Here is a 20,658-nt window from a genome sequence, read left to right on the forward strand (position 1 = left end):
GGGTTACAATCGCAAATCGAAACATTATACAGAAATTTTAAGTAGCGTTCTACGGCGCTGCCGCAGGTGCCGGAGGAAGTAGGCAAGAAACAAGGGCCCACCATATACTTAATGGGCTAGAATAATGGACGATGGAAGCCCCTACTTGATCGTTTCGAAATACCCCGTGGACCGGTTCTTCCGCACCTTGTCCCAATCCCAGTACCGGCCGTTCATCGCCACGTATACGCCGGGCGGTAGCGATTGAACGAAAGCCAGTCCACTCCCCAAATTGAAGAACCCATCCGAAGAGGAGCCGAAGGCGTAAGGGATCATGGCGCCCGTAAGCACGATGGTTTTCCCCTCGATGTTGGCGTCGGCCAGGTAGGCGGCGGTTTGCTGCATGGTGTCCGTCCCGTGCGTGATGAGGATCTGATCCGTATCCACGCCCCGGCAGTTGTGGGCGATGTTCTCCCGGTCGAGGTCTGTCAGGTCGAGGCTATCTACCATCATTAGCGTCCGGACGTTGAGGTCCAGCGTACACCGTCCCCGCTCCAGCATTTCGGGTAGGTTTGAATCCTGAAAATAAAGCTGGCCGGAGACGAAGTTGTACTCCTTATCAAAAGTGCCACCGGTGACGAAGATCTGGATCAAGGCTAGGGGAGGGTTGGGTTGGGGCGAAGGTAAGACGTGAAAGTCTGTAGTCTATAGTCTTCCGTCTGTAGTCATGAGGTTCTCCAGGCGGTTCCAGATCCAAGCGCAGCGCAATCTGGAATTCCTGGAGCGGCCGGGTTTTAGGAGTCTATAGTCTGTAGTCTGAAGTCATGATTTTCCAGAAGCGTTCGGCTTGAATAGAAATTCCTGCAGCTAACCAGACGCTCGCAGGAGCTCAACTCTTGCTGCGCGCGAGTTGACCACGCTACGAGGTCCCTAAAAGGAACTATCCTAATGATTAACTACTAAGATCCAAGGTCCTCGTGGCGTCCGACGCAGGAGGTCCCGCGAGCGTCCGGCTTTAGGTAGTCTATAGTCTTCAGTCTGTAGTCTACAGACTAATTACTCCGCAAAACATTAAGGCCACATGAAGAGCCGAGAGAGACCAAACAAATAAACACTACCTTAAAGACCACCAACTACAGACTCTAGCCTGCGAACTGTAGATTACAGACTACAGACTACAGACTCTAGACTAACAATGCTCCACCTACCCTCCCTCTACGTTCAACAAACCGCCAATGGCCGGGGGGTATTCACTTCCGCCGCCATCCCGGCCGGGGGGATCATCGAGCTATCACCCGTCATCATCGTTTCGGCGGCAGATCGGGAAAAGATCCACCACACCGTCCTGCACGATTACTATTTTCAGTGGGACGGCGACCGGGCGGCCATCGCGCTGGGCCTCGGCTCCCTCTACAACCACAGTGAACGGGCCAATGCGGAATTCGAAATGGACTACGCCGGTGGGCAGATCCGTTTTACGGCCGTCCGTGACATCCGGGAAGGAGAGGAAGTAACCACGGACTACCGCGTGGGCGATCCGGAAATGACGCTGTGGTTTTGAACCCGAAGGGCATCAAATAAAGCGATGGGTAAATTTCGCCAGGGTACGTATTACCTTTGTTATGGAATTTGAACCCCATTTCTACCCTTAATACCACCTGTTTATGCTGATTTACGGATCACGCGCGCGCCACGGCGAGACCTTTAAACTCAAAGAACTACCCTGCGCCCACTGCGAGCAAACGGAAAGCCAGACCATGTCTTTCTTCACCCGCTACGGTTACCTGTACTGGATTCCCTTCATCCCGCTTGACAAAGTCTCCGTCACGGAATGCGACCACTGCAAGCGTACCTCCGGTGAGGAGGACTACACCAATACGCTCCACTCCATCAAGAACGAGTTGGCGCCGCGCGTCGAAAACCCGAAGTGGTACTGGGCCGGCAGCATCGCCGTGGTGGGGCTATTTGCCGTTTTCATGGCCATCGGCGCCTGGTCCAGCGCAGCGGATGCGGCCGACTACCGCAGTGGCCTCCTCAAAGCGGACGTAGCGGAAATGACCAACACGCCCTCCCTGGAAGCCGATTCCGTTTCCTACTACATCGATCAGTTCATGACCGCGGTCATGCCCGCCGAAAATGGTCCGGACGACTTCTACTACAAGACCAAGCACTACGGTAGCAACATCCTTGTCCTCATGAGCATCCCCGAACTGGGAGATTATGAAGATCGGGAAGAGATCATGCCCTCCATCGTCAACATCGTCGAATCCATCGAAGACACGGATGGCAAAAATATGTACTACGGCATCATGAACAACAGCGATCGCTTCATGCTCGTCAAGTCGCCACAGGACTCCTCCTACAGCAGTTTCGCCGATAAGGACCTGCTTTACCCCTTCTACGGGGAGCCGATGGAGTAAAAACTCTCCACTCACATCAGACGCGCAATCAGCTCACCGTAGCCGATTGCGCGTTTTTTAATGTCCGGCCAAAATGCAAGGTCGATTTTGAAAGGAACTGCCATATTCCGCCATTCAGTTAGATGAATCGTAAAGTTGAGAACGATTTAATGAAAATACTTGCACGTTTAGATTGAATCGTTGCATCTTTGCTATTGCAAGGACGAAGCAACGGCTTCTCTTTTATAGTTAAGAGTCTTTAGTCTACAGTCTATAGTATCTTCAACTACAGACTATAGACCACAGACTATAGACTAACACTGTAGAGTGATGAAATTGGCAGCCATGCCCGCTTGTCTCGCGGGTGGGGAACCCAGGATAAACCACGATCACGGCTCTAGCAGAGCTAGCTCTTCCGGAGCGATGACCGTTGGCTAACCGCCCCTTGTAGGTTCGACTCCTACCTCTACAGCCATTTACAGTTTCTAGTCTGTAGTCTACAGTCTATAGTGCACGCAGTACTCTAGACTACAGACTGAAGACTACAGACTAACTTTGTAGGGTGATGAAATTGGCAGCCATGCCCGCTTGTCTCGCGGGTGAGGGTTCGGGGATAAACCATCTATCTAATGTTTGGCTAACCCCCTCTTGAAGGTTCGACTCCTTCCCTTACAGCAAATTGAAAAGCCCCCAATCTTCTTCGGAAGAGCGGGGGCTTTTTTCGTTTTCGCGGGCGCTGCCGCAGGTACAGGGATAGTATCAAGTTGCGAGTAATGAGTTGCAAGTAGCGCAACTCGACACTCGCAACTTGATACTTGCAACTTGATACTTGAAACTCGCCACTTGAAACTCGCAACTACTAAACCGCCTCGACCACCACCGCCGAGGCACCACCTCCACCATTACAAAGCGTCGCTAACCCGTACTTCCCACCGTTTGAGTGCAGGACGTTGATCAGCGTTACCAGGATGCGAGCACCGGAAGTACCCAGCGGGTGACCGAGGGACACGCCACCACCGTTCACATTCATGTTCTTGCCGTCAATCCCTAACTCCTGGGTGAAGGCCATGGGGACAACCGCGAAAGCTTCGTTCACCTCCAGGTAATCGATGTCGGACATTTTGAGGCCGGCGCGGTCCAGGGCTTTAGGGGCTGCTAGGGTAGGGGCGGTCGTGAACCATTGCGGCTCCTGGGCGGCGTCGGCAAAAGAGACGATCTTGGCGACTGGCGTCAGACCGAGTTCTTTCATTTTAGCTTCGGAGACGAGGACGAGTGCGGCGGCACCGTCATTGATCGTGCTGGCGTTGGCCGCCGTGACGGTTCCTCCTTTGCCGAAGGCGGGCCGCAGGTTGGGGATCTTGTCAAACTTGACCTTCTTGTACTCTTCGTCTTCGGTGATCACCAAGTCGTCGCCTCGCCGTTGCGGAACGGTTACGGGGACGATCTCCCGGCCGAAGGTGCCGTCTTCCGTTGCCCGCTTGGCTCGGGTGTAGGATTCGATGGCGTATTCATCCTGGGCTTCGCGGCTGATGTCGTATTTCACCGCGGTAGCGTCGGCGCAGACGCCCATCGCGTTTTGGTCGTAGGCGTCAGTAAGGCCATCTTGCGTGAGCCCATCGACGAGTTTGCGGTCACCGAATTTAGCTCCCCAACGGGCGTCCGGCACGTAAAAGGGGATGTTACTCATCGATTCCATGCCGCCGGCCACGACAATATCGTTGTGCCCTAACGCGATGGACTGCGCGCCCAGCATGACCGTCTTCATACCCGAGGAGCATACCTTATTCACCGTCGTGCAGGGCACGTTGTTCGGCAAACCCGCGTGAATGGCCGCCTGCCGCGCCGGCGCCTGACCGAGGTTGGCGGAGACGACGTTCCCCATCAGTACCTCATCCACCTGCTCGGGCTTCACCCCGGCCTTCTCAAGCGCTCCCTTAATGGCCGCCGCTCCCAATTGCGTTGCGGACAGGGAAGCAAACTGCCCCCCGAAAGACCCAATGGGTGTACGGACGGCGGAAACAATGTAAACGGTTTGGTTGGGCATAATCGAGCGGTTTTAATTTATTTGTCTTGACAACAGAATGGTATCGATAGTTCTCCAAATCATCAGACAATGCAAAACTAATGCGCAAACCCCAACGCAGCCTCCCCAGTCCCGGATGGGCGTCTACCGTAGCGAGGGACCGCGCCAGTAGCAGCGAAGCTCATGTTTCCCCTCGTTTTCGTTTCCCCTCGTATTCATTTGTTTTCGTTTTGTGTAACTCCCTCCCTGAATTCGTTTCCCCCCGGTTCTCAATTTCCTCACCCATCCCCCCCGCTCCAAAATCCAAACCCCCGCACCCGCGGCAGCGCCCAAAATCAAACAACACGAACGCAACCCAACACAACCAAGGCCCCACCCACCGGTTTAGTGACCGCAAACCACTGAGCCATGAAGCACGTATCGGAACTACTCGAACACCTTGACCTGGAAAAACTGGAGGTCAATCTCTTTCGCGGGCAGTCGCGCTCGATCGGGTCGCCACGGGTATTTGGGGGGCAGGTGCTGGCGCAATCGTTGGCCGCGGCGATGCGGACGGTGCCCGACGACCGCTTCGTACACTCCATCCACGGCTATTTTGTGCTGCCGGGAGACGTGGACCTGCCCATCGTATTTGAAGTGGATCGCATTCGCGACGGCGGCAGTTTCACTACCCGCGCGGTAAAGGCCATCCAGAATGGCGCCGCTATTTTTCACCTGACCGCGAGCTTCCAACTCGACCAACCGGGCTACGACCATCAGATCGATATGCCGAAGGTGCAGGGTTACGAAGAGCTAGTGAGTTACGAGGATATGGCGGAAAAATTCGGCGACCAACTGCCCGAAAACATCCGGCGCATCCTGAATATCAAGCGGCCCATTGAATTCCGACCGGTTGAATTTCTGAACCCCTTTCAGCAAGAGAAGTACGAACCCATCCGCAACGTCTGGCTCAAAGCAAAGGGGGAGATCGGCGCCCGGCGCCGCGAACAAGCACTGGTGCTGGCCTACGCCTCCGATTATAATCTATTGACAACCGCCCTTTTCCCCCACGGCCGCGCCGTCGACCACCGTGATTTGCAAATCGCTAGCCTGGATCACGCCATGTGGTTCCACCGCCCCTTCCGCGCCGAGGAGTGGCTGCTCTACAGCATCGATAGCCCCTCAGCCAGCGGCGCCCGTGGCTTCACGCGGGGAAACATCTTTACGGCGGATGGGAAATTAATTGCCAGCGTCGTCCAGGAGGGACTGATGCGAAAGGCAAAGTAGTTTTTAGTTTCTAGTGAGTAGCACTAGAAACTAAAAACTAGCAACTACTTTACGATAGCTCCTAACTGTGATGTCAAACTCAGCTTAGAAGGATCCCACTTACCCTCTTTTACCTGCGCGATGATGTGGTCAGCAATGGACATCAACGTAATGTCCGCCGGATTCTGGCCGAGTTCCATCTGGCTCTGGTAGAGCGTACCCACCTCGAGGGTCAGGAAACCGGAAACGGCTGCCTGGGTAGCCCCGTTCACGAACATCTTGAGTGGGCTGATGGTCTGCGCCAACGATCCGGCCGCCGCCGTAAGCACCCGACCCACGAGCGCCGTAACACCCGTAGTGATGACGGTCCGCAGGATCTGATCATCAATATCAAATTCGTAAATATCCGCCAGGTCCTTGATCATCTTGGTCTGCAGCGCCGTGGAGGCCGCAACGTCAAGACCAAAGACAGGAATTAATCCTGAAGCCGTACCCAACAGCGCGTACCGCTTGATGAGGGCATTCGCTTCCTCCCGCTTCTCAGCGAGGTCCGGCGTAAGGGTATTTTTTGCTACTGCGAGGCTCGTTTCGTTTGCCGCGTCTTCAATTTGCTCAATAGTATCGTTAGCCATGGGATTGGTTTGATTGGTTCACCTGGTATAACCGGTCCCAAGGGCTAAGATGTTCGGGGAGGAGACTATAGACTCCAGACTACAGACTAAAAATACCCGGCCGCTCCAAGAACCTCAAGCTGCGCTGCGCTTGGGCTTGAGGCCACTTGAAGAACCTTATGACTACAGACTGTAGACTACAGACTACAGACTAAAAATGCCCGGCCGCTCCAAGAACCTCCCATTGTCGCTGCGCTTGGATGGCAGGCCGCGTGGAGAACCTGATGACTACAGACTAGAAACTAGAAACTACCAACTACCTACTCCCCCTTCTGGTCCAACAACAACGAAGCCAGCTCATCGCTCACAATCGTAATCTTCCCCGTCGCCTCATCCACCTCGATCTGCCCGCTACGGAAATGGTCTTTGGTGCAGGTGATGCTCAGGCCACCGAAGCCGGCGCGGAGGTAGTATTGCTTGCGGAGGCTGCGCTTGTCCACGCGGAAACCTTCGTCGAGGTCGCCGTCGCTTTCGGTCAGCATGTCCTGCAAGGGCTGTTCGTTGCCGTAAAAGAACTCATCGAAATCCTTTGCGCGGATGGTCTGCTGGGGAGCTTTGGCAGCGTACTTGACGAGAGCCTTCTCGAATTCCCCCTCGTTCATGGCGAAGCCGGTCTCCTTGTCCTTCGGGATGGGAAGTTCCTCGACGAGCTCCAGGAAGTTCTGCGTGAGTTCCGCGCTGGTTTCCGGACGGTCAATCCCAACCCAGTCGGTGAAGTACTGGCTGATGGAACCCTGCGTCCGCGCGTGGCGGATCATCTGTACGGTACGGCCACTACCGGCGAGGAGGCGGACGGCCATGGCCATGTGATCTACGTCGAGGTACTGAGTACTGGAGAGTTTAAGGTGATCCTCTTCGGGTACAAACACCAAGCCCGGTGTTTCCCGAATAAGGAAGATGCCAAGCATCCGCTGCTCTTCCATGGTGTAGTCCGCGTACAGTAGGTAACCACCCTTCGCACCAATGACGCCCTGGAGGCTCTGCCGCAGGATCTTCATGGTGTCGTTGGAGAAGGTGACGAAGTTCTGCCGGTTGCGCCCGTCCATCAACCAGTTTTGGTAGTAGGCGGGGAAGAGGGCCTCGTCCGGCTCGGAGAGGAAGCCCTGCAACAGGTCGTTCTTGCGCTCAAAGATCTGATCGAGGCGGCCAATGAGTTCAATACTCTGTTCCGTGATGGCCAGCGTTTCCTTGGATAGGACAAGTTCCGCCTCCGCCATCTCCGGCTGCTTCTTCAACTCGTGAACGATGAGATTGTGGACGATCAGTTGATCCATTCTTAGTATTTAGTCGGGTAGTCAGGTAGTCGGGTAGTCGGGTAGTGCAGCACTACGCTACTACCCGACTACCCGACTACGCTACTAGAAACTACTCCGGTTCGAAGCCGAGGATGACGTTGAACGTGCTCAAATTGCCATTGTCCGAAGTATCCGCATCCTTATCGAAACCTACGCCCCAGTCAAAGCCGAGCGTACCGAACATCGGGAGGAATACCCGGGCGCCGAAGCCCACTGAACGGCGGAGATCGAAGGGGTTGAAGTCCCGCGCAGTCCGCCAGGAGTTACCCCCCTGGGCGAAGGCCAGTACGAAGATGGTACTGCTCGGGTTCAACGAAATAGGGTAACGAATCTCGGCCGTGTACTTGCTAAAGATCGGCGTGGCGTTGTCCGTCCGACGGCCCGTGACGGGGTTGCGGATGAAGTTGTTAGGCAACTCGTTCTCGCTGTATCCCCGGAGGCTGATGACGTCCACCCCGGCAAAACTGGCCTGCTGGTTGTTGATACCGTTGCCACCCAGGCGGAAACGCTCGAAGGGGGAAACACCCACCACGTCGTCGTAGGCACCGAGGAAACCAATCTTGGCTTGCGTCTTCAGGACGAACTTGCCCCCCAGCGGGGTGTACCAATCCGCATTAAAACGCCACTTGTGGTATTCCAGGAAGCGGAACTGATCGGCAACGCTTTCAAACTGCTCCGGGTCGCTATCCACGAGGCCCAGTTGGCGGTAGGGTGGGGTAAGCTTTACGGTCAACTCAATGTTGGAGCCCTCCTTGGGGAAGATGGGGTCCGTAGCCGTCGTCCGGCTGAGGGTGAATTGAGCGGAGAAGTTGTTGAAGTTACCCGTCCGCAGCTGGACGCCCTCGTCGGTCTGGAAGTTCTGCCGCCAGCCTTCCAGCGTCAAGATCTGCATATTGACGCCGGCGCGGAAGACGAAGTTATCGTCCGGCCACCGGAGGCGGGTACCGAAGCTAACGGCTGCCTGCTGGATGATGAGTTTGTTGGGTACGGCCCGCGAACCAATGTCGAACTTATTGTAAAAGAGCGACGCCGTCAGCGAAGTCGGCCGCTTACCGCCCAACCAAGGCTCGGTCAGGGAAGCGTTGTAACTCTGGTAGAACTGCCCGTTCGTCTGGGCGCGGAGGCTCAGTCGCTGGCCATCACCCTGGGGGAGGGGGTGCCAGGCTTCGCGGTTGAAGATGTTCCGCATCGAGAAGTTGTTAAACGTCACCCCGAGGGTACCAATGATGCCCTGGCGGCCACCCCAACCGGCGGAAAGCTCGAGTTGGTCGGAAGGCTTTTCTTCGACGACGTACTTGATGTCCACCGTCCCCCGGTCCGGGTTCACGGGGGTCTCAATGCCGAGCGCCTCCTGGTTAAAGTAACCCAGGGCGATGATCTGCCGCTGGGACCGGATGATGTCCGAACGGGAGAACTTCTGCCCGGGGCGGGTGAAGACTTCCCGGCGGATCACGTGCTCGTGCGTCCGGTCGTTACCCTCAATGATCACTTTATCGATCGTCGCCTGTGGGCCTTCGAAAATACGCATCTCCACGTCGATAGAGTCACCTTCAATGGCGATTTCGGTGGGTTCGATATTGAAGAACAGGTACCCATCGTCCTGGTACAAGCTCGATACGTCGCTGTTGGTCTGGCTAAACGTTAGCCGTTCCTGCAATTCTTGTTGGTTAAATACATCGCCCTTTTCCAGACCCAGCACCCGCGACAGCGTCTCATCGTCGTACTTGGAATTACCCTTCCACGTGATGTTGCGGAAGTAGTACTGGTTACCCTCGAAGAGGTCGATGTTCAGGACGACGTTGCCGTCCTCGTCCCGCGTGATCTCATCGTCCAAAATGCGCGCGTCGCGGTAGCCGAGGGTGTTGTAGTAGGCGATCAGGGCGTCCTTATCTTCCTTGTACAGGGAAGGTTGGAATTTGGAACCGCGGAAGATATTGAGTTTGCTGACCTGCTTGGTCTCCTTCAGCTGCTTGCGCAGCTTCTTGTCCTTGACGTCCGTATTGCCCGTAAAGTTGATGGCGTCGATCTTGACGCGGTCGTTCTGCTCTACGTCAAAGACGAGGCGGACGCTATTGGCGCGGGAAGAATCGACGATCTCGCGCACGTCCACTTCCGTATCGAGGTAGCCCTTTTCGATGAAGTACTTGCGCACCCCTTCGGCGGCATTCACCTTGGCGTCCTCGGTGACGATGCCGCCGCGGACGATGAAGGTGTTGATGATCTCGTTGAGGTCTTCGTGCTTGCCCTGCTTCACGCCTTCGTAACTGTGGCGCAGGTAGCGCGGCCGTTCGGTCACGCGGACGACGAGGAAGATCACGTCGCCAATCGTTTTTTCCTGCTCGATCCGTACGTCGGTAAACAGCCGTAGCCGCCACAGATTCTTGATGGCGCGGGGAATATCCGGCCCGGGGACGCGAATCTTATCACCAACGCTCAGGCCGGTTACGCCGATGATGGCGTTCTGCTCGGCGAAAAAGGCACCCTTTACGGTGATGGCGCCGATCTCGTATTCGCCGGGGTTGGAGTAGTCGTAGACCGGCAGATTCAGGGAATCCGTCTGGGCGGCGACCGTTGCCGTCCCGAACAGGCAGCAGAGTGAAAGAAGTAGAATGCTTAGTCTCATTCGTTGCTTTTATTTTCTTTCCCGTAGGTGGGCGCTGCCGCAGGTGCGAGGCAATTGGGAAAGGGGGGAGCGGCCGGGGGCGAGGCCTGTTTTTAATTCTTGGGAAGGGACCGTAAAGGTCGGGATAAGGTTGGTTGGGCTAGGTGAGTTGTTCGGATGTCTGGCCAAAACGTCGCTCCCGTTGCTGGAAGTCGATCAGGGCCGCGTGCAGGTCGGGTTTGCGGAACTCCGGCCAGAACACGGGGCTGAAGTAAAATTCCGCGTAGGCCGCCTGCCACAAAAAGAAGTTGCTCAGCCGGTGCTCCCCACTCGTACGAATGATGAGCTCCGGGTCCGGAAATTCCCGCGTACTCAGTTGTTGGTGGATGACCTCTTCGGTGATCGCCGAAGCGTCCAGCCGGCCAGCCTCCACCTCCCGGGCAATCCGGCGGATGGCGCTCGTGAGGTCCCACTTACCACTGTAGTTGAGGGCGAGGATGAGGTCCATCCCCTTATTCTTAGCCGTTTGGGCAATACCAAACTTGAGGGCATCCTGTGTGGCCTCGGGCAGCTGGGTCGTATCCCCAATGGCCCGTAGCCGGATGTCGTTCTCCAGCAACGTACTCATCTCCGATCCGATCGTATCGATGAGCAACTGCATGAGGGCACCGACTTCCATCTCCGGCCGGCTCCAGTTTTCGGTGCTGAAGGCGTAAAGAGAAAGGCACTCTACACCGAGCTCGGCGCAGCCCTCCACCGTCGCGCGCACGGCCTCGACGGCACTATGGTGGCCAAAGACGCGGGGTTTTCCCTGCCCCTGGGCCCACCGGCCGTTACCATCCATGATCACACCGATGTGGCGCGGCAGGTGGTCCTTGTCGATCTTGGCTTTGAGTTCGCTCATGGCTTTGTTACGGGCCGCGAAGGTACGAAGGATTATTAGTCCGTGGGACTGAGCGTTTGAACCGGATCGTCCTAAGAAATCAGGAAGACTAAATAATTGGGAACGGATTCTTGTATTGTAACTCAGTGATGCGTAGAAAGTCTTTGTCGTTCCGCGAAACAAGGGTGACATTCTGCCTTATTGCCGTTGCAGCAATGACGGCATCAGGGAGTTTGATCCTATATTTTCTGCGAAGCTGGATAGTAAGGTCCTTAGTAACCTCATCTAATGAAAGTACTTGCATAGTAGCAATTAGCCTTTGGCTGACTGCAAAATCAGCCGCGGTTCCATTAAAGAAACCCAGAACTTCTATTTCAGTTATGATTGAAATGGCTGCATCTCCAGAGTCTCGAAATTGTTGAAGTATTGCCAGCCCAGATGCAGGAATCTGATTACGCATGGCGTAAATCAGAATGTTAGTATCGAGTAAATGAGTTATAGCCATCCAGCACGCATTTCAGCGATTTCTGCATCCGTCTCTTCAATCGTTTTGCTTGTACCCCAAACACCGATGAAATCGAGTATTGACTCTTCTTGCTCATCACACTTCGGCTCTACCTCTAATTTAGTCGTTCCATCTAAAGTCGAAGTGTTTGTTGCCGAGTCTTCACGAAAGGGATGAATCTTAATCACGTTCAGCTTCTGCAAGCCATTCAGAATCTCCATTCCTTTTTCATCAAGCAGGTCAATTTGTAGAGTCATGGCAGCTAGTAATTAGGTAACTGAAAACGAAACTAAGTTAAGCAAAGTTGCTCCAACACTACCACGGGTGCACTACTCACTAGCGACTTGATTCTCGCAACTCGCCAATCGCAACTTTAAACTCGCAACCCGCAAATCCTCCCCCAACCCCCACGAATCCTAATCCACCTAAAGAACTTTGAAAAACAAAGCTATCTTTGCTTCCATCTTTCTCGCCACCCGTTTAACCCTAAATCACCCGGCGCAGAACTAAAGAATTACGCATGACCACCCTGGACCGCTTCACTTCCTGGACCAAAACCAGCCTCACCCTCAAACTCGCCATCATCGGCTTCATCATCTTGCTTTTGATGATCCCGACTTTCTTAGTGGACGAACTCATCAGCGACCGGCGGCGGTTGCGGGACAGTGCCCAGGACGAGGTCGCGGCCAAATTCGGCGGCGAGCAAACCGTTGGCGGGCCGGTCATCTCCGTACCTTATAAATACAGCATTGAATCCACCAACGCCGCGGGGCAGCCCGTCTCCACCCCGTATACTGGATACGCCCACTTTTTGCCGGATGCCATCGACGTGAAGGGCGAGCTCGTCCCCGAACAACGCAAGCGGGGGATTTTCGTGGCCGTTCTCTACAATACCCAGTTCCGCGTTTCCGGGAAGTTCTCCGGCTTCAACGCCGCCGCCCTCGGCATTCCGGAGGACGCCCTGCAGTGGGAGGACGCCATCTTCACCGTTGGCATCAGCGACATGACCGGGGTGGACGCCGAGATCGATCTTCAACTCGCCGACGATACGTACTCCCTCGGGCCGGGCACCATCACCAAGGATATCTTCCCCAGCGGCGCCAATACGCCCATCACCGTGACGGGTGAGGAAGAGGAACTAGCCTTTGATTTTGCCCTTAACCTCAACGGCAGTTCGGGGCTCTACTTCCGCCCCTTCGGCGTCAAGACCTCCGTAGAGATCACCAGCGCCTGGCCGGACCCCAGTTTTGCCGGCACCTACCTTCCTCAGACCTCCGAAGTCACGGCGGATGGCTTCGTCGCCACCTGGGAGGTCCTGCAACTCAACCGCAATTACCCGCAGCAGGGGACGGGGGCTTACACGCCGCGCTTCAACGTCAACTCCCGCTACGACTACGGTATTGACGGGGCCAATACTTCCTACGGCGAAGACCGTTTTGGCGTCCGCCTCCTTTTACCAGTGGATGAGTACAGCAAAATTTACCGCAGCACCAACTACGCGCTGCTGTTCATCATCATCACGTTCCTGACCTTTTTCTTCATCGAGGTGCTCAACCGGAAGCGGGTCCACCCCATTCAGTACATCCTCATTGGGGCGGCGGTCATCCTATTTTACGTGTTGCTCCTTTCCATCAGTGAGCACCAGCATTTCGCCCTGGCTTACTGGATCAGCGCCGCGGCGATCACCCTGCTCATCACCGGCTACAGCTACGCCGTCCTGCGCAACTTCAAACTCACCGGTCTTGTCGCCGGCCTGCTCATCGTGCTGTACGTCTTCTTCTACAGCTTGCTGCAGTTGCAGGATTTTGCCCTCCTCGTCGGCTCCCTCGGCCTGCTGTTGATCCTCGCCGTCATCATGTACCTCACGCGGAACGTGGACTGGTATAATTTGGGTGGGGCGAAGAAGTTAGAGGAATAACGATTCAAATTGTTGCTCCATCCAAGCACCTGCGGCAGCCGATTCATTTGGGCGCTGCCGCAGGTGCGGGGTTAAGGATAGAAGACACTTAGGATCGAACGTCCTAATTAGGGATTGTCCGATACTCACAAGGATCGACCGGTAACTAATTAGGTCACCACCTATTTACTTGCCCGAACACACTGCACCCGCGGCAGCGCCCTGAATAGCTAGCATTTTTCACAAATTTTCTCGTAACCCACTATCAAAACCACCCCACCACCACGTCTACCAGTTATTAGGTGCCCTCCCAGGCTCCGGCGGCTTGTCTAATTGCGGACCAGCCGTTACCTTATGCAGCGATTTACTCCACAACCCACGCACGATGTCTGCCCCACTAAGAAATACTTTCCTCTACGCTACGCTTCTTTGCTTCGTTGCCTTCACCTCCTGCCGGGAAGAAGGTACCGTGACCAGTACCGTCACTGGAGAAGTACCAACGCCCTCCATCATTACCGCAACGATCACAACCGTGAACGCGCAGCGCGGGCAGGAAGCATTCAAGGACGTCGCCTTCACCGGGATGCCCTCCGCCGCGGAGATTAATCCGGACGGTACCATTACCATCCCTACGAGTAATCTGGACCCAAACGGAACGGCGGTCACCGTAACCAAACCGGGCTTCTGGCCCGAGCACCGGGTACTGATGCCTTCCGCCGGCGGCGAACTGCGCGAAACTTTCGTGATGGAACCCAAGGTCAGCGCCGGTAAGATCGACCCCGCCGCGGGCGGTAGCATTGACCTGGGGGAGAACTTCTCCGTCACCCTGGCCCCGAACACCATCGTCACCACAGCCGATGGCGCCGCCTACGATGGTGAAGTGGAAGTGTACGTCAACCACGACGCGCCCGAGGACGCCGACGAAATGCTCAACAGCGCCAGCAACTTCCTGGCCCGCAACGCGGATGGCTCTACCTCCGCCCTCGAAAGCTACGGGATGATGGATATCGCCCTCGAAGCACCCGATGGCACCCCACTGGCCCTGGCCGCCAGCACCCCCGCAGAGGTCCGGATGCCGATCAACCCCGATACCGAAACCGGCGCGCCTACTAAAGTTCCCTTCTGGACGCTGGACCCCAACGGATTCTGGCTCCAGGATGGTTTCGCCACCCTCGCACCCGGCTGCTACGTGGTGTACATCACCCGTTCGGCCACCTGTAACATCGATGTACCCCACCCCGTAACGCGGATCTGTGGCCGCTTCGTGGACCCCGCCGGCCTGCCCCTCACGCACTCCCCCTTCCTGGTCTCGCTGAGTGGAGGCATGAGCTGTGCCGCGGCTCGCGTCGATTGTGACGGCTTCTTCTGCGTCGATGTCGCCGCTGAGGTCCCACTGTTCTTCAACGTAACCGACCCCTGCACCGAGGAAACCTACCTCTTCGCCGTTGAGCCGGTGGACTCCAACACCTCCCGCGATATTGGGGAGATCACCGTGGACCTGACCAGCCCGGTCTTCATGGCGACCGTCCGTGACTGTAGTGGTTCCGCGTTGCCCGACATCGCGCAGACCGAGATCTGGGTCGGTGGCAACGGTGGCAACGGCGGTGAATATTTCGCTCCATCCAACGAAGGCAGCACGGTCATCAACGTCGTCGACTGTAGCGGCGACGATATGCTTCTCCAGGCTTTCACCAATGATTACAAGGCAGCCTCACGCGTCATTCGCCGGACGGCCGAAGAGGAAATGCCCACCGAATTCATTCTCTGCGGCGATCTCCAAGCCGACGAATACTTCACGATGACGATTGGTGGGGTAGATATTCCCGTCACCGAAGTGGCCCCGATCTACTGGCCGGATAACGGTGAGTTCGACTGGTTGGTCCGCGCCGCCGGCGTCTACGAAGGAGAGGAATACAGCCTGTTCCTCCAGTTCAGTGACCCCAGTGCACCCGGAGAAGCAGCCTCTGCGGCCATCTACCGCCTGTTGCCCGGCCAGGAATACGGCAACGGCAAAGTGTACGTCAATCCCGAGCAGGACCTGGAGATCAAGGGCACCACTTTCGCCGCGGATGAAATGTTGTTTGAAGGCAACTTTGGCGTGCGGATGAATCTCCAGAACGACGTTGCGCAAACAGTAGAACTGGCGGATATCGACGTACAGGTAGCTTTCCGCTTAGCGCTATGATCCGGCCGGTGACCATAGTCGCCGACCACTTTTGGTGGGCTCCCGCTGGGAGAGGCTGGGCAAAGTTTGCCCGGCCGCACTGTTTGTTTACCACCCTGCTAGTTGCTCTGTTCTCGCTACCAACTCACTTAGCCGGAAGCCCAGTTGAAATAATTGGGATTCATCCGGCCAGTACGATACTTGTCGCTGTCCTGGACTCGACCCCCCCCGCTCCTAAAAGAGAACCCGACGAAGCCTTTCCGGCCTCCTCTCAGGCTGAAAAGGCGCGCGCCGCCGTGATTGTGGAGCATACCCGGCTAGGCCTCGTCCCACCCGACAGCGATGAGGCCCGTCGCCGCCGCGAGGATAAACAACGCGCTGCCGAAGCTAAAAAAGCCGAGGAAGCCGCCGCCCTGGCCGACCGCCTGGAACGCCGCCGCCAGCGCCTTGCGGAACTGGCCGCAGAACGGGGGGACCTCACCAAGGGCAATAAACGCAAACTCCTCAAGGAAGCCCGCGCCGCCCGCAAGCGGGAGCTGGCCCGCGCCAAAGCCGAACGGGAGCAAACTAAACTTCTTGCCCAGCGCGCGGAGGAGCAACGGATCCGGGAAGAGAAACGCGCCGCTTTCCTCGCTAAACGAGAAGCTGAAGCTGCCAGACTGGCCAAGCAACGGGAAGCCGATGCTGCCCGCGCCCTCGCTAAACGAGAAGCAGAAGAAAAACGGGCTCGCGCTGCAGCCGCAATGCGCGCCGCCACTCCCGCCCGGCCTGTCCCCATCGCGCGGCCACCCGCGCCCCGGCTCACCGCTGCGGAAAGGAAGGCACTCGCCCAGCAGGCTAAGGAAAACGCTCGCCTGGAACGGATCACCCGGGCGCGGCTGCAAAAAGAATCTAAAGCTGCCCGCCGGGCCGCCCGGATCGTCTACGCCGCTGGACGTAAGGATCGCCAGGCCGCCAACCGAAAAGCCCGCCGCGACGCCCTCGTGGCCCGCAACCAGGCCCGGGAAGAACGACGGCAAGCCCGCCGCCTCGCTGCTACGGAACGGGAAGCCAGCAAGTTAGCTAAGCGCGCAGCTAGGGATGCCCGCAACGCCGACCGTTTAGCGGCCAAGGCAGCAAAGCGCACGGAACGAGAAGCCATTAAGGCAGCACGCCTGGCGGCCAAAGCGGCTAAACGCGCCGGTAAAGAGGAAGCGCGATTGGCTCGCCTCACCGCACAGCGCCTCCGCAAAGAAGGCAAACTCGCCCAGCGATTGGCCCGCCGCCAAGCAGCCAATGACCGCCGTGCCGCCCGGCTGGCCGCCCGCGAAGCCAGGAGGAGTGAACGATTGGCGCGCCGTGCCCTCCGCAAGGCCGACCGCCTCGCCCGCCGGGAAGCGCGCCGCGCCGCCAGACTCGCCCGCCGCGAAGCCAGAAGACTGCGCCGCAAGGAGAATCCCATTTACTGGACGGCAGAGCCCGCGATCGCCCTTGGCCTGCCACTTCGTTCCGGAGGCGGTAACGATGAAAAATCACTGGAAGCAATTACGGTACAAGCTCTGGCCGGGTACCACCGGGCGCGGGGGATGAGTATCCGCGGAGGGCTGGCGGCGACCGTCATCAACTCCAAAGTCTCCTCTGAATCAACGCGGACGGAGACCACTACCGAGATGGCCGTCATCCAGATAATCCAGAACCCCGATGGTAGCCGGACGGAAGTGACTGGGCCAGTTCAGGTCACCCAAACCATCACCTCCAAAACTCGCTACTATAACCGGCTGACGAGTATCGACCTCCCCGTATTGGTCGGCTACCGGCTACAGGGCAACAGGTACGGCCTGATGATTGAGGCTGGCCCCTGCCTCAACCTCACCAGTGGTGGGGAGGCGCACGTCAAAACCGGAGACGCCTGGCAGCAGGTTGGGGGTGGCTACTACATCGGCCGCCGCTCCGGTATCGGCGTCCTCGCTCAGGTGACGGGGGAGTACCAACTCAGTAGCAACAGCGCGCTAACGGCCGGCGTCCGCCTGCAGTCCTTTGGCGCGGCCTTTGAGGACCGGGAGGTAACGTCCAACACCACCCGAGCGAGTACGATCAGTTTATCGGTGGGGTATCGCTTTAAGTTTTAAGGACCTTCCAGTCGTCGGACGATTCACTGGCCCGCAGCCAACCCTTCCAGTCGTCGGACGAATCACTGGCCCGCAGCGCAGCGAAGGGTCAGCTTCGTCCGACGACTTAGTAAGTGAGTAATTCAGCAGATTTAACAATGAGGCACTTCCAACCCTGTCAACCCATTCAGTCGTCGGACGAAACCAAGCATTTGCTATCGCAAATTCTTGGTGAATCGTCCGACGACGGTGGGTGGCCGGCCGACGACAGACTGTCGCACTCAGCCCAACAACTCGTTAATTCCCCACGACTAAACCTTCGCGCGGGCTACCTTGTCCTCCCATCGAGCCAAACGTATCCCCATCCCACGTGAATAGATTCTTCCTTTCCCTCGCGACCGGTCTTTTATCCCTTTTTCTTTGCACCAGCGTCAGCGCCCAAATGGCGAAACGGCCTACTTCGGGCGAGCTGTACGCGGGGATTGAGAAGCTGCAGGTACTCGGCAGCGCGCTGTACATGGCCGCGCACCCGGACGACGAAAATACCCGCCTCATCGCCTACCTGGCCAACGTTGAAAAGGTGGAAACGGCCTACCTCAGCCTGACGCGGGGCGACGGCGGGCAGAACCTCATCGCACCAGACATCCGCGAACTCCTGGGCCTGACCCGGACGCAGGAACTCCTAGCCGCCCGCCGCATCGATGGGGGGCAGCAGTTCTTCAGCCGCGCCAATGACTTTGGCTACTCGAAGCACCCCGACGAAACCTTTAATATTTGGGATAAGGACGACGTACTTGCCGACGCCGTCTGGGTCATCCGCAAGTGGCGGCCCGACGTGATCGTGCTCCGTTTTGATCCCCGCGCGCCCGGCACCACCCACGGCCACCACACGGCCTCGGCGATGATCGGCATGGAAGCCTTCGACCTGGCCGGCGATAAGAACGCTTACCCCGAGCAGCTGGCGTACGTAGAGCCCTGGCAGCCCCGTCGCATCTACTGGAATGCCTACACCTGGCGCGGCGTACCCGAGCACATGGACACCACCAAGATCATCAAGCTGGACGCAAACGAATACCTGCCCATCCTCGGCGAAAGTGTATCCGAGATCGCAGCGCGCAGCCGTAGCCAGCACAAATCCCAGGGTTTCGGTAGCCGGGGCCGCCGCGGCGAATCTATCGAGCAACTCGAACTGCTGAAGGGCGACGATAATGACGTCGAAGGCGAAGCTTTTGGCAACATCGACGTGAGCTGGAACCGCATCCCGGGCGGTGCCGCCATCGGTCAGGCGCTGGCGCAGGTGCAACGCAACTTCGATTTCAGTGACCCTGCGGCTTCCGTACCGGCGCTGATCAACGTGCGCGCCATGATGGAAAAACTGGGCGACAGCCACTACAAAAGGGTCAAACTGGCTGAGCTGGACGAGCTGGTCGCCGGCGCGTTGGGGCTCTACCTCAGCGCCTCCGTGGACGACCCGATCACCACCCCCGGCGCGGAAGTCGACCTGAAGATCGAAGCGGCAAACCGGAGCGACGTGCCCGTCCGCCTCATCACTTACTGGTACGATACGCCCAGCCAAATGAGTAACCGCACGACCGTCAACAAACCCATCGTTGCGGGCAAACCCTTTACGGCCGAACTGAAAATGAAGGTCGAGGACGACCAGCCGGTGAGTACTCCCTACTGGCTCCGGGACAACTGGAAACTAGGCATGTACACCGTCGAAGACCAGCTGGAACGCGGCCGCGGGGAAAGCCCCGACCCCATCTCCGCCCACTTTATGATGGACGTGGCCGGGACCAGACTAACCCTGACGCGGCCCGTCCGCTACGCTTTCACCGACCCGGTGAAGGGAGAACAGGCCCAACCCTTGGAGGTGCTCCCACCCGTATTCACCGAACTCGACGAGAGCAGCTACCTGTTCACCGGTACGGAGGCGAGCGACATCCGCGTAAAGGTGACCGCCGCTGCGGCGGACCTGGAGGGCACCGTCGAACTCTGCACCCCCAGCAACTGGAAGGCCACTCCGGAAAAGGTAAACTTCAAGACGACCCGCAAGGGCGAGGAACAATACTTCGTGTTCAAACTGACCCCGCCGGAGGGCCAGGCTCAGGGTATGATCGTCCCACTTGTCCGGCTGAATGGCAATGAAGAAGGCTACACGCGTAAGCTAGTTACGATCGATCACCCTCACTTGCCGACCCAGTTGGCGGACTTGGATGCCTCCGCCCCCGTCGCTAAACTCAACCTGAAAATGGCGGGCCGGAACATCGGGTACGTACCCGGTGCCGGCGATGCCATCCCCGAAGCCCTGACCAATATTGGTTACCGCGTCACGACCCTCGACGCCGGGCAACTGGCGACCGGGAACCTGGATCGCTTCGATGCCATCGTCGTTGGTATCCGCGCCTACAACGTGGAAGCCAACATGGCCAATTACAACCCCCGCCTGCTGGAATACGTGAAGAACGGCGGCACGGTCGTCGTCCAGTACAACACCAGCCGCGGGCTGAAGATGGACCAGACGGAGATCGGTCCTTATCCCTTCCAGCTCAGCCGTGACCGTACTACGGTGGAAGAAGCGGAGGTCCGCATCCTCGCCCCCGAGCATCCGGTACTCAACTTCCCCAACAAGATCACCAGCGCCGATTTTGACGGCTGGGTACAGGAACGTGGCCTCTATTTCCCCAGCAGTTGGGACGATCAGTACACGCCCATCCTCAGCTCCAACGACCCCGGCGAAGAACCGCACGACGGGGGAATGTTGGTCGCCAAATACGGCGATGGCCACTACGTGTATACGGGGTACAGCTTCTTTCGGGAATTACCGGCGGGCGTACCCGGTGCTTACCGGCTCTTCGTGAATATGGTGAGCCTCAGTGGAGTGAAGCCTTAAGCGTAGCATCTCCCT

15 protein-coding genes and 1 tRNA gene are annotated in these 20,658 nt (G+C 57.4%); 8 read left to right on the plus strand and 8 right to left on the minus strand.

Annotated elements, in window-relative coordinates; translation table 11 throughout:
• Window positions 1-141: 141 nt before the first annotated feature.
• Complete coding sequence (locus A3850_RS07975) at window positions 142-633, minus strand: asparaginase domain-containing protein (RefSeq protein WP_068215383.1); 492 nt, start codon at window positions 631-633, stop codon at window positions 142-144.
• A gap of 541 nt (window positions 634-1,174) precedes the next feature.
• On the opposite strand from A3850_RS07975, the gene A3850_RS07980 reads away from it, so the two are divergent.
• The 3 genes from A3850_RS07980 to A3850_RS20170 all read left to right on the plus strand — a co-directional run bounded on the left by A3850_RS07980 (window position 1,175) and on the right by A3850_RS20170 (window position 2,853).
• Window positions 1,175-1,540 (plus strand): SET domain-containing protein-lysine N-methyltransferase, encoded by a 366-nt coding sequence (locus tag A3850_RS07980; protein ID WP_068215386.1) that lies wholly within the window; start codon window positions 1,175-1,177, stop codon window positions 1,538-1,540.
• Window positions 1,541-1,643: 103 nt separating this feature from the next.
• Window positions 1,644-2,399 carry a hypothetical protein gene (locus tag A3850_RS07985; RefSeq protein WP_068215388.1) on the plus strand — a complete coding sequence of 252 codons (756 nt, stop codon included), beginning with the start codon at window positions 1,644-1,646 and terminating at the stop codon, window positions 2,397-2,399.
• Between the two features lie 300 nt (window positions 2,400-2,699).
• Window positions 2,700-2,853, plus strand: a tRNA-Asp gene (locus A3850_RS20170).
• Window positions 2,854-3,237: 384 nt separating this feature from the next.
• On the opposite strand, the gene A3850_RS07990 is transcribed toward A3850_RS20170, so the two are convergent.
• A complete protein-coding gene (locus tag A3850_RS07990) occupies window positions 3,238-4,422 on the minus strand; it encodes an acetyl-CoA C-acyltransferase (protein ID WP_068215390.1) in 1,185 nt (394 codons plus the stop codon).
• Between the two features lie 387 nt (window positions 4,423-4,809).
• On the opposite strand from A3850_RS07990, the gene tesB reads away from it, so the two are divergent.
• Window positions 4,810-5,667 (plus strand): acyl-CoA thioesterase II, encoded by an 858-nt coding sequence (gene tesB, locus A3850_RS07995; protein ID WP_068215392.1) that lies wholly within the window; start codon window positions 4,810-4,812, stop codon window positions 5,665-5,667.
• Window positions 5,668-5,711: 44 nt separating this feature from the next.
• Here the strand turns inward: tesB and A3850_RS08000 are convergent, their stop codons facing one another.
• The 6 genes from A3850_RS08000 to A3850_RS08025 form a co-directional block, all read right to left on the minus strand.
• Complete coding sequence (locus A3850_RS08000; protein ID WP_068215393.1) at window positions 5,712-6,278, minus strand: DUF697 domain-containing protein; 567 nt, start codon at window positions 6,276-6,278, stop codon at window positions 5,712-5,714.
• Between the two features lie 299 nt (window positions 6,279-6,577).
• Entirely contained in the window at window positions 6,578-7,591 is a 1,014-nt protein-coding gene (locus tag A3850_RS08005; protein ID WP_068215395.1) for a nucleoid-associated protein, read from the minus strand.
• Between the two features lie 91 nt (window positions 7,592-7,682).
• Entirely contained in the window at window positions 7,683-10,235 is a 2,553-nt protein-coding gene (gene bamA / locus A3850_RS08010) for an outer membrane protein assembly factor BamA (protein ID WP_068215398.1), read from the minus strand.
• 139 nt (window positions 10,236-10,374) lie between these two features.
• Window positions 10,375-11,118: an isoprenyl transferase gene (locus A3850_RS08015; RefSeq protein ID WP_068215400.1), complete on the minus strand. Its 744-nt coding sequence runs from the start codon at window positions 11,116-11,118 to the stop codon at window positions 10,375-10,377.
• Between the two features lie 88 nt (window positions 11,119-11,206).
• Window positions 11,207-11,602, minus strand: a complete 396-nt coding sequence (locus A3850_RS08020; RefSeq protein WP_068215403.1) for a type II toxin-antitoxin system VapC family toxin — start codon at window positions 11,600-11,602, stop codon at window positions 11,207-11,209.
• Window positions 11,593-11,859 (minus strand): hypothetical protein, encoded by a 267-nt coding sequence (locus tag A3850_RS08025; RefSeq protein WP_068215408.1) that lies wholly within the window; start codon window positions 11,857-11,859, stop codon window positions 11,593-11,595. Before A3850_RS08025 ends, A3850_RS08020 begins: the two co-directional genes overlap by 10 nt.
• A 263-nt stretch (window positions 11,860-12,122) precedes the next feature.
• Between A3850_RS08025 and creD the strand changes: the two genes are divergently transcribed.
• From creD to A3850_RS08045, 4 genes are all read left to right on the plus strand, one after another.
• Window positions 12,123-13,520, plus strand: a complete 1,398-nt coding sequence (gene creD / locus A3850_RS08030; RefSeq protein WP_068215411.1) for a cell envelope integrity protein CreD — start codon at window positions 12,123-12,125, stop codon at window positions 13,518-13,520.
• A gap of 364 nt (window positions 13,521-13,884) precedes the next feature.
• Window positions 13,885-15,684, plus strand: coding sequence for a hypothetical protein (locus tag A3850_RS08035; protein ID WP_068215413.1), 1,800 nt, complete (start codon window positions 13,885-13,887; stop codon window positions 15,682-15,684).
• Between the two features lie 275 nt (window positions 15,685-15,959).
• Window positions 15,960-17,771, plus strand: coding sequence for a hypothetical protein (locus A3850_RS08040; protein ID WP_157500985.1), 1,812 nt, complete (start codon window positions 15,960-15,962; stop codon window positions 17,769-17,771).
• A 349-nt stretch (window positions 17,772-18,120) separates the two neighbouring features.
• Entirely contained in the window at window positions 18,121-20,643 is a 2,523-nt protein-coding gene (locus tag A3850_RS08045) for a PIG-L family deacetylase (protein WP_068215417.1), read from the plus strand.
• The last annotated feature ends 15 nt before the right edge of the window (window positions 20,644-20,658 follow it).

This window comes from Lewinella sp. 4G2 (assembly GCF_001625015.1).
GTDB lineage: Bacteria > Bacteroidota > Bacteroidia > Chitinophagales > Saprospiraceae > Neolewinella.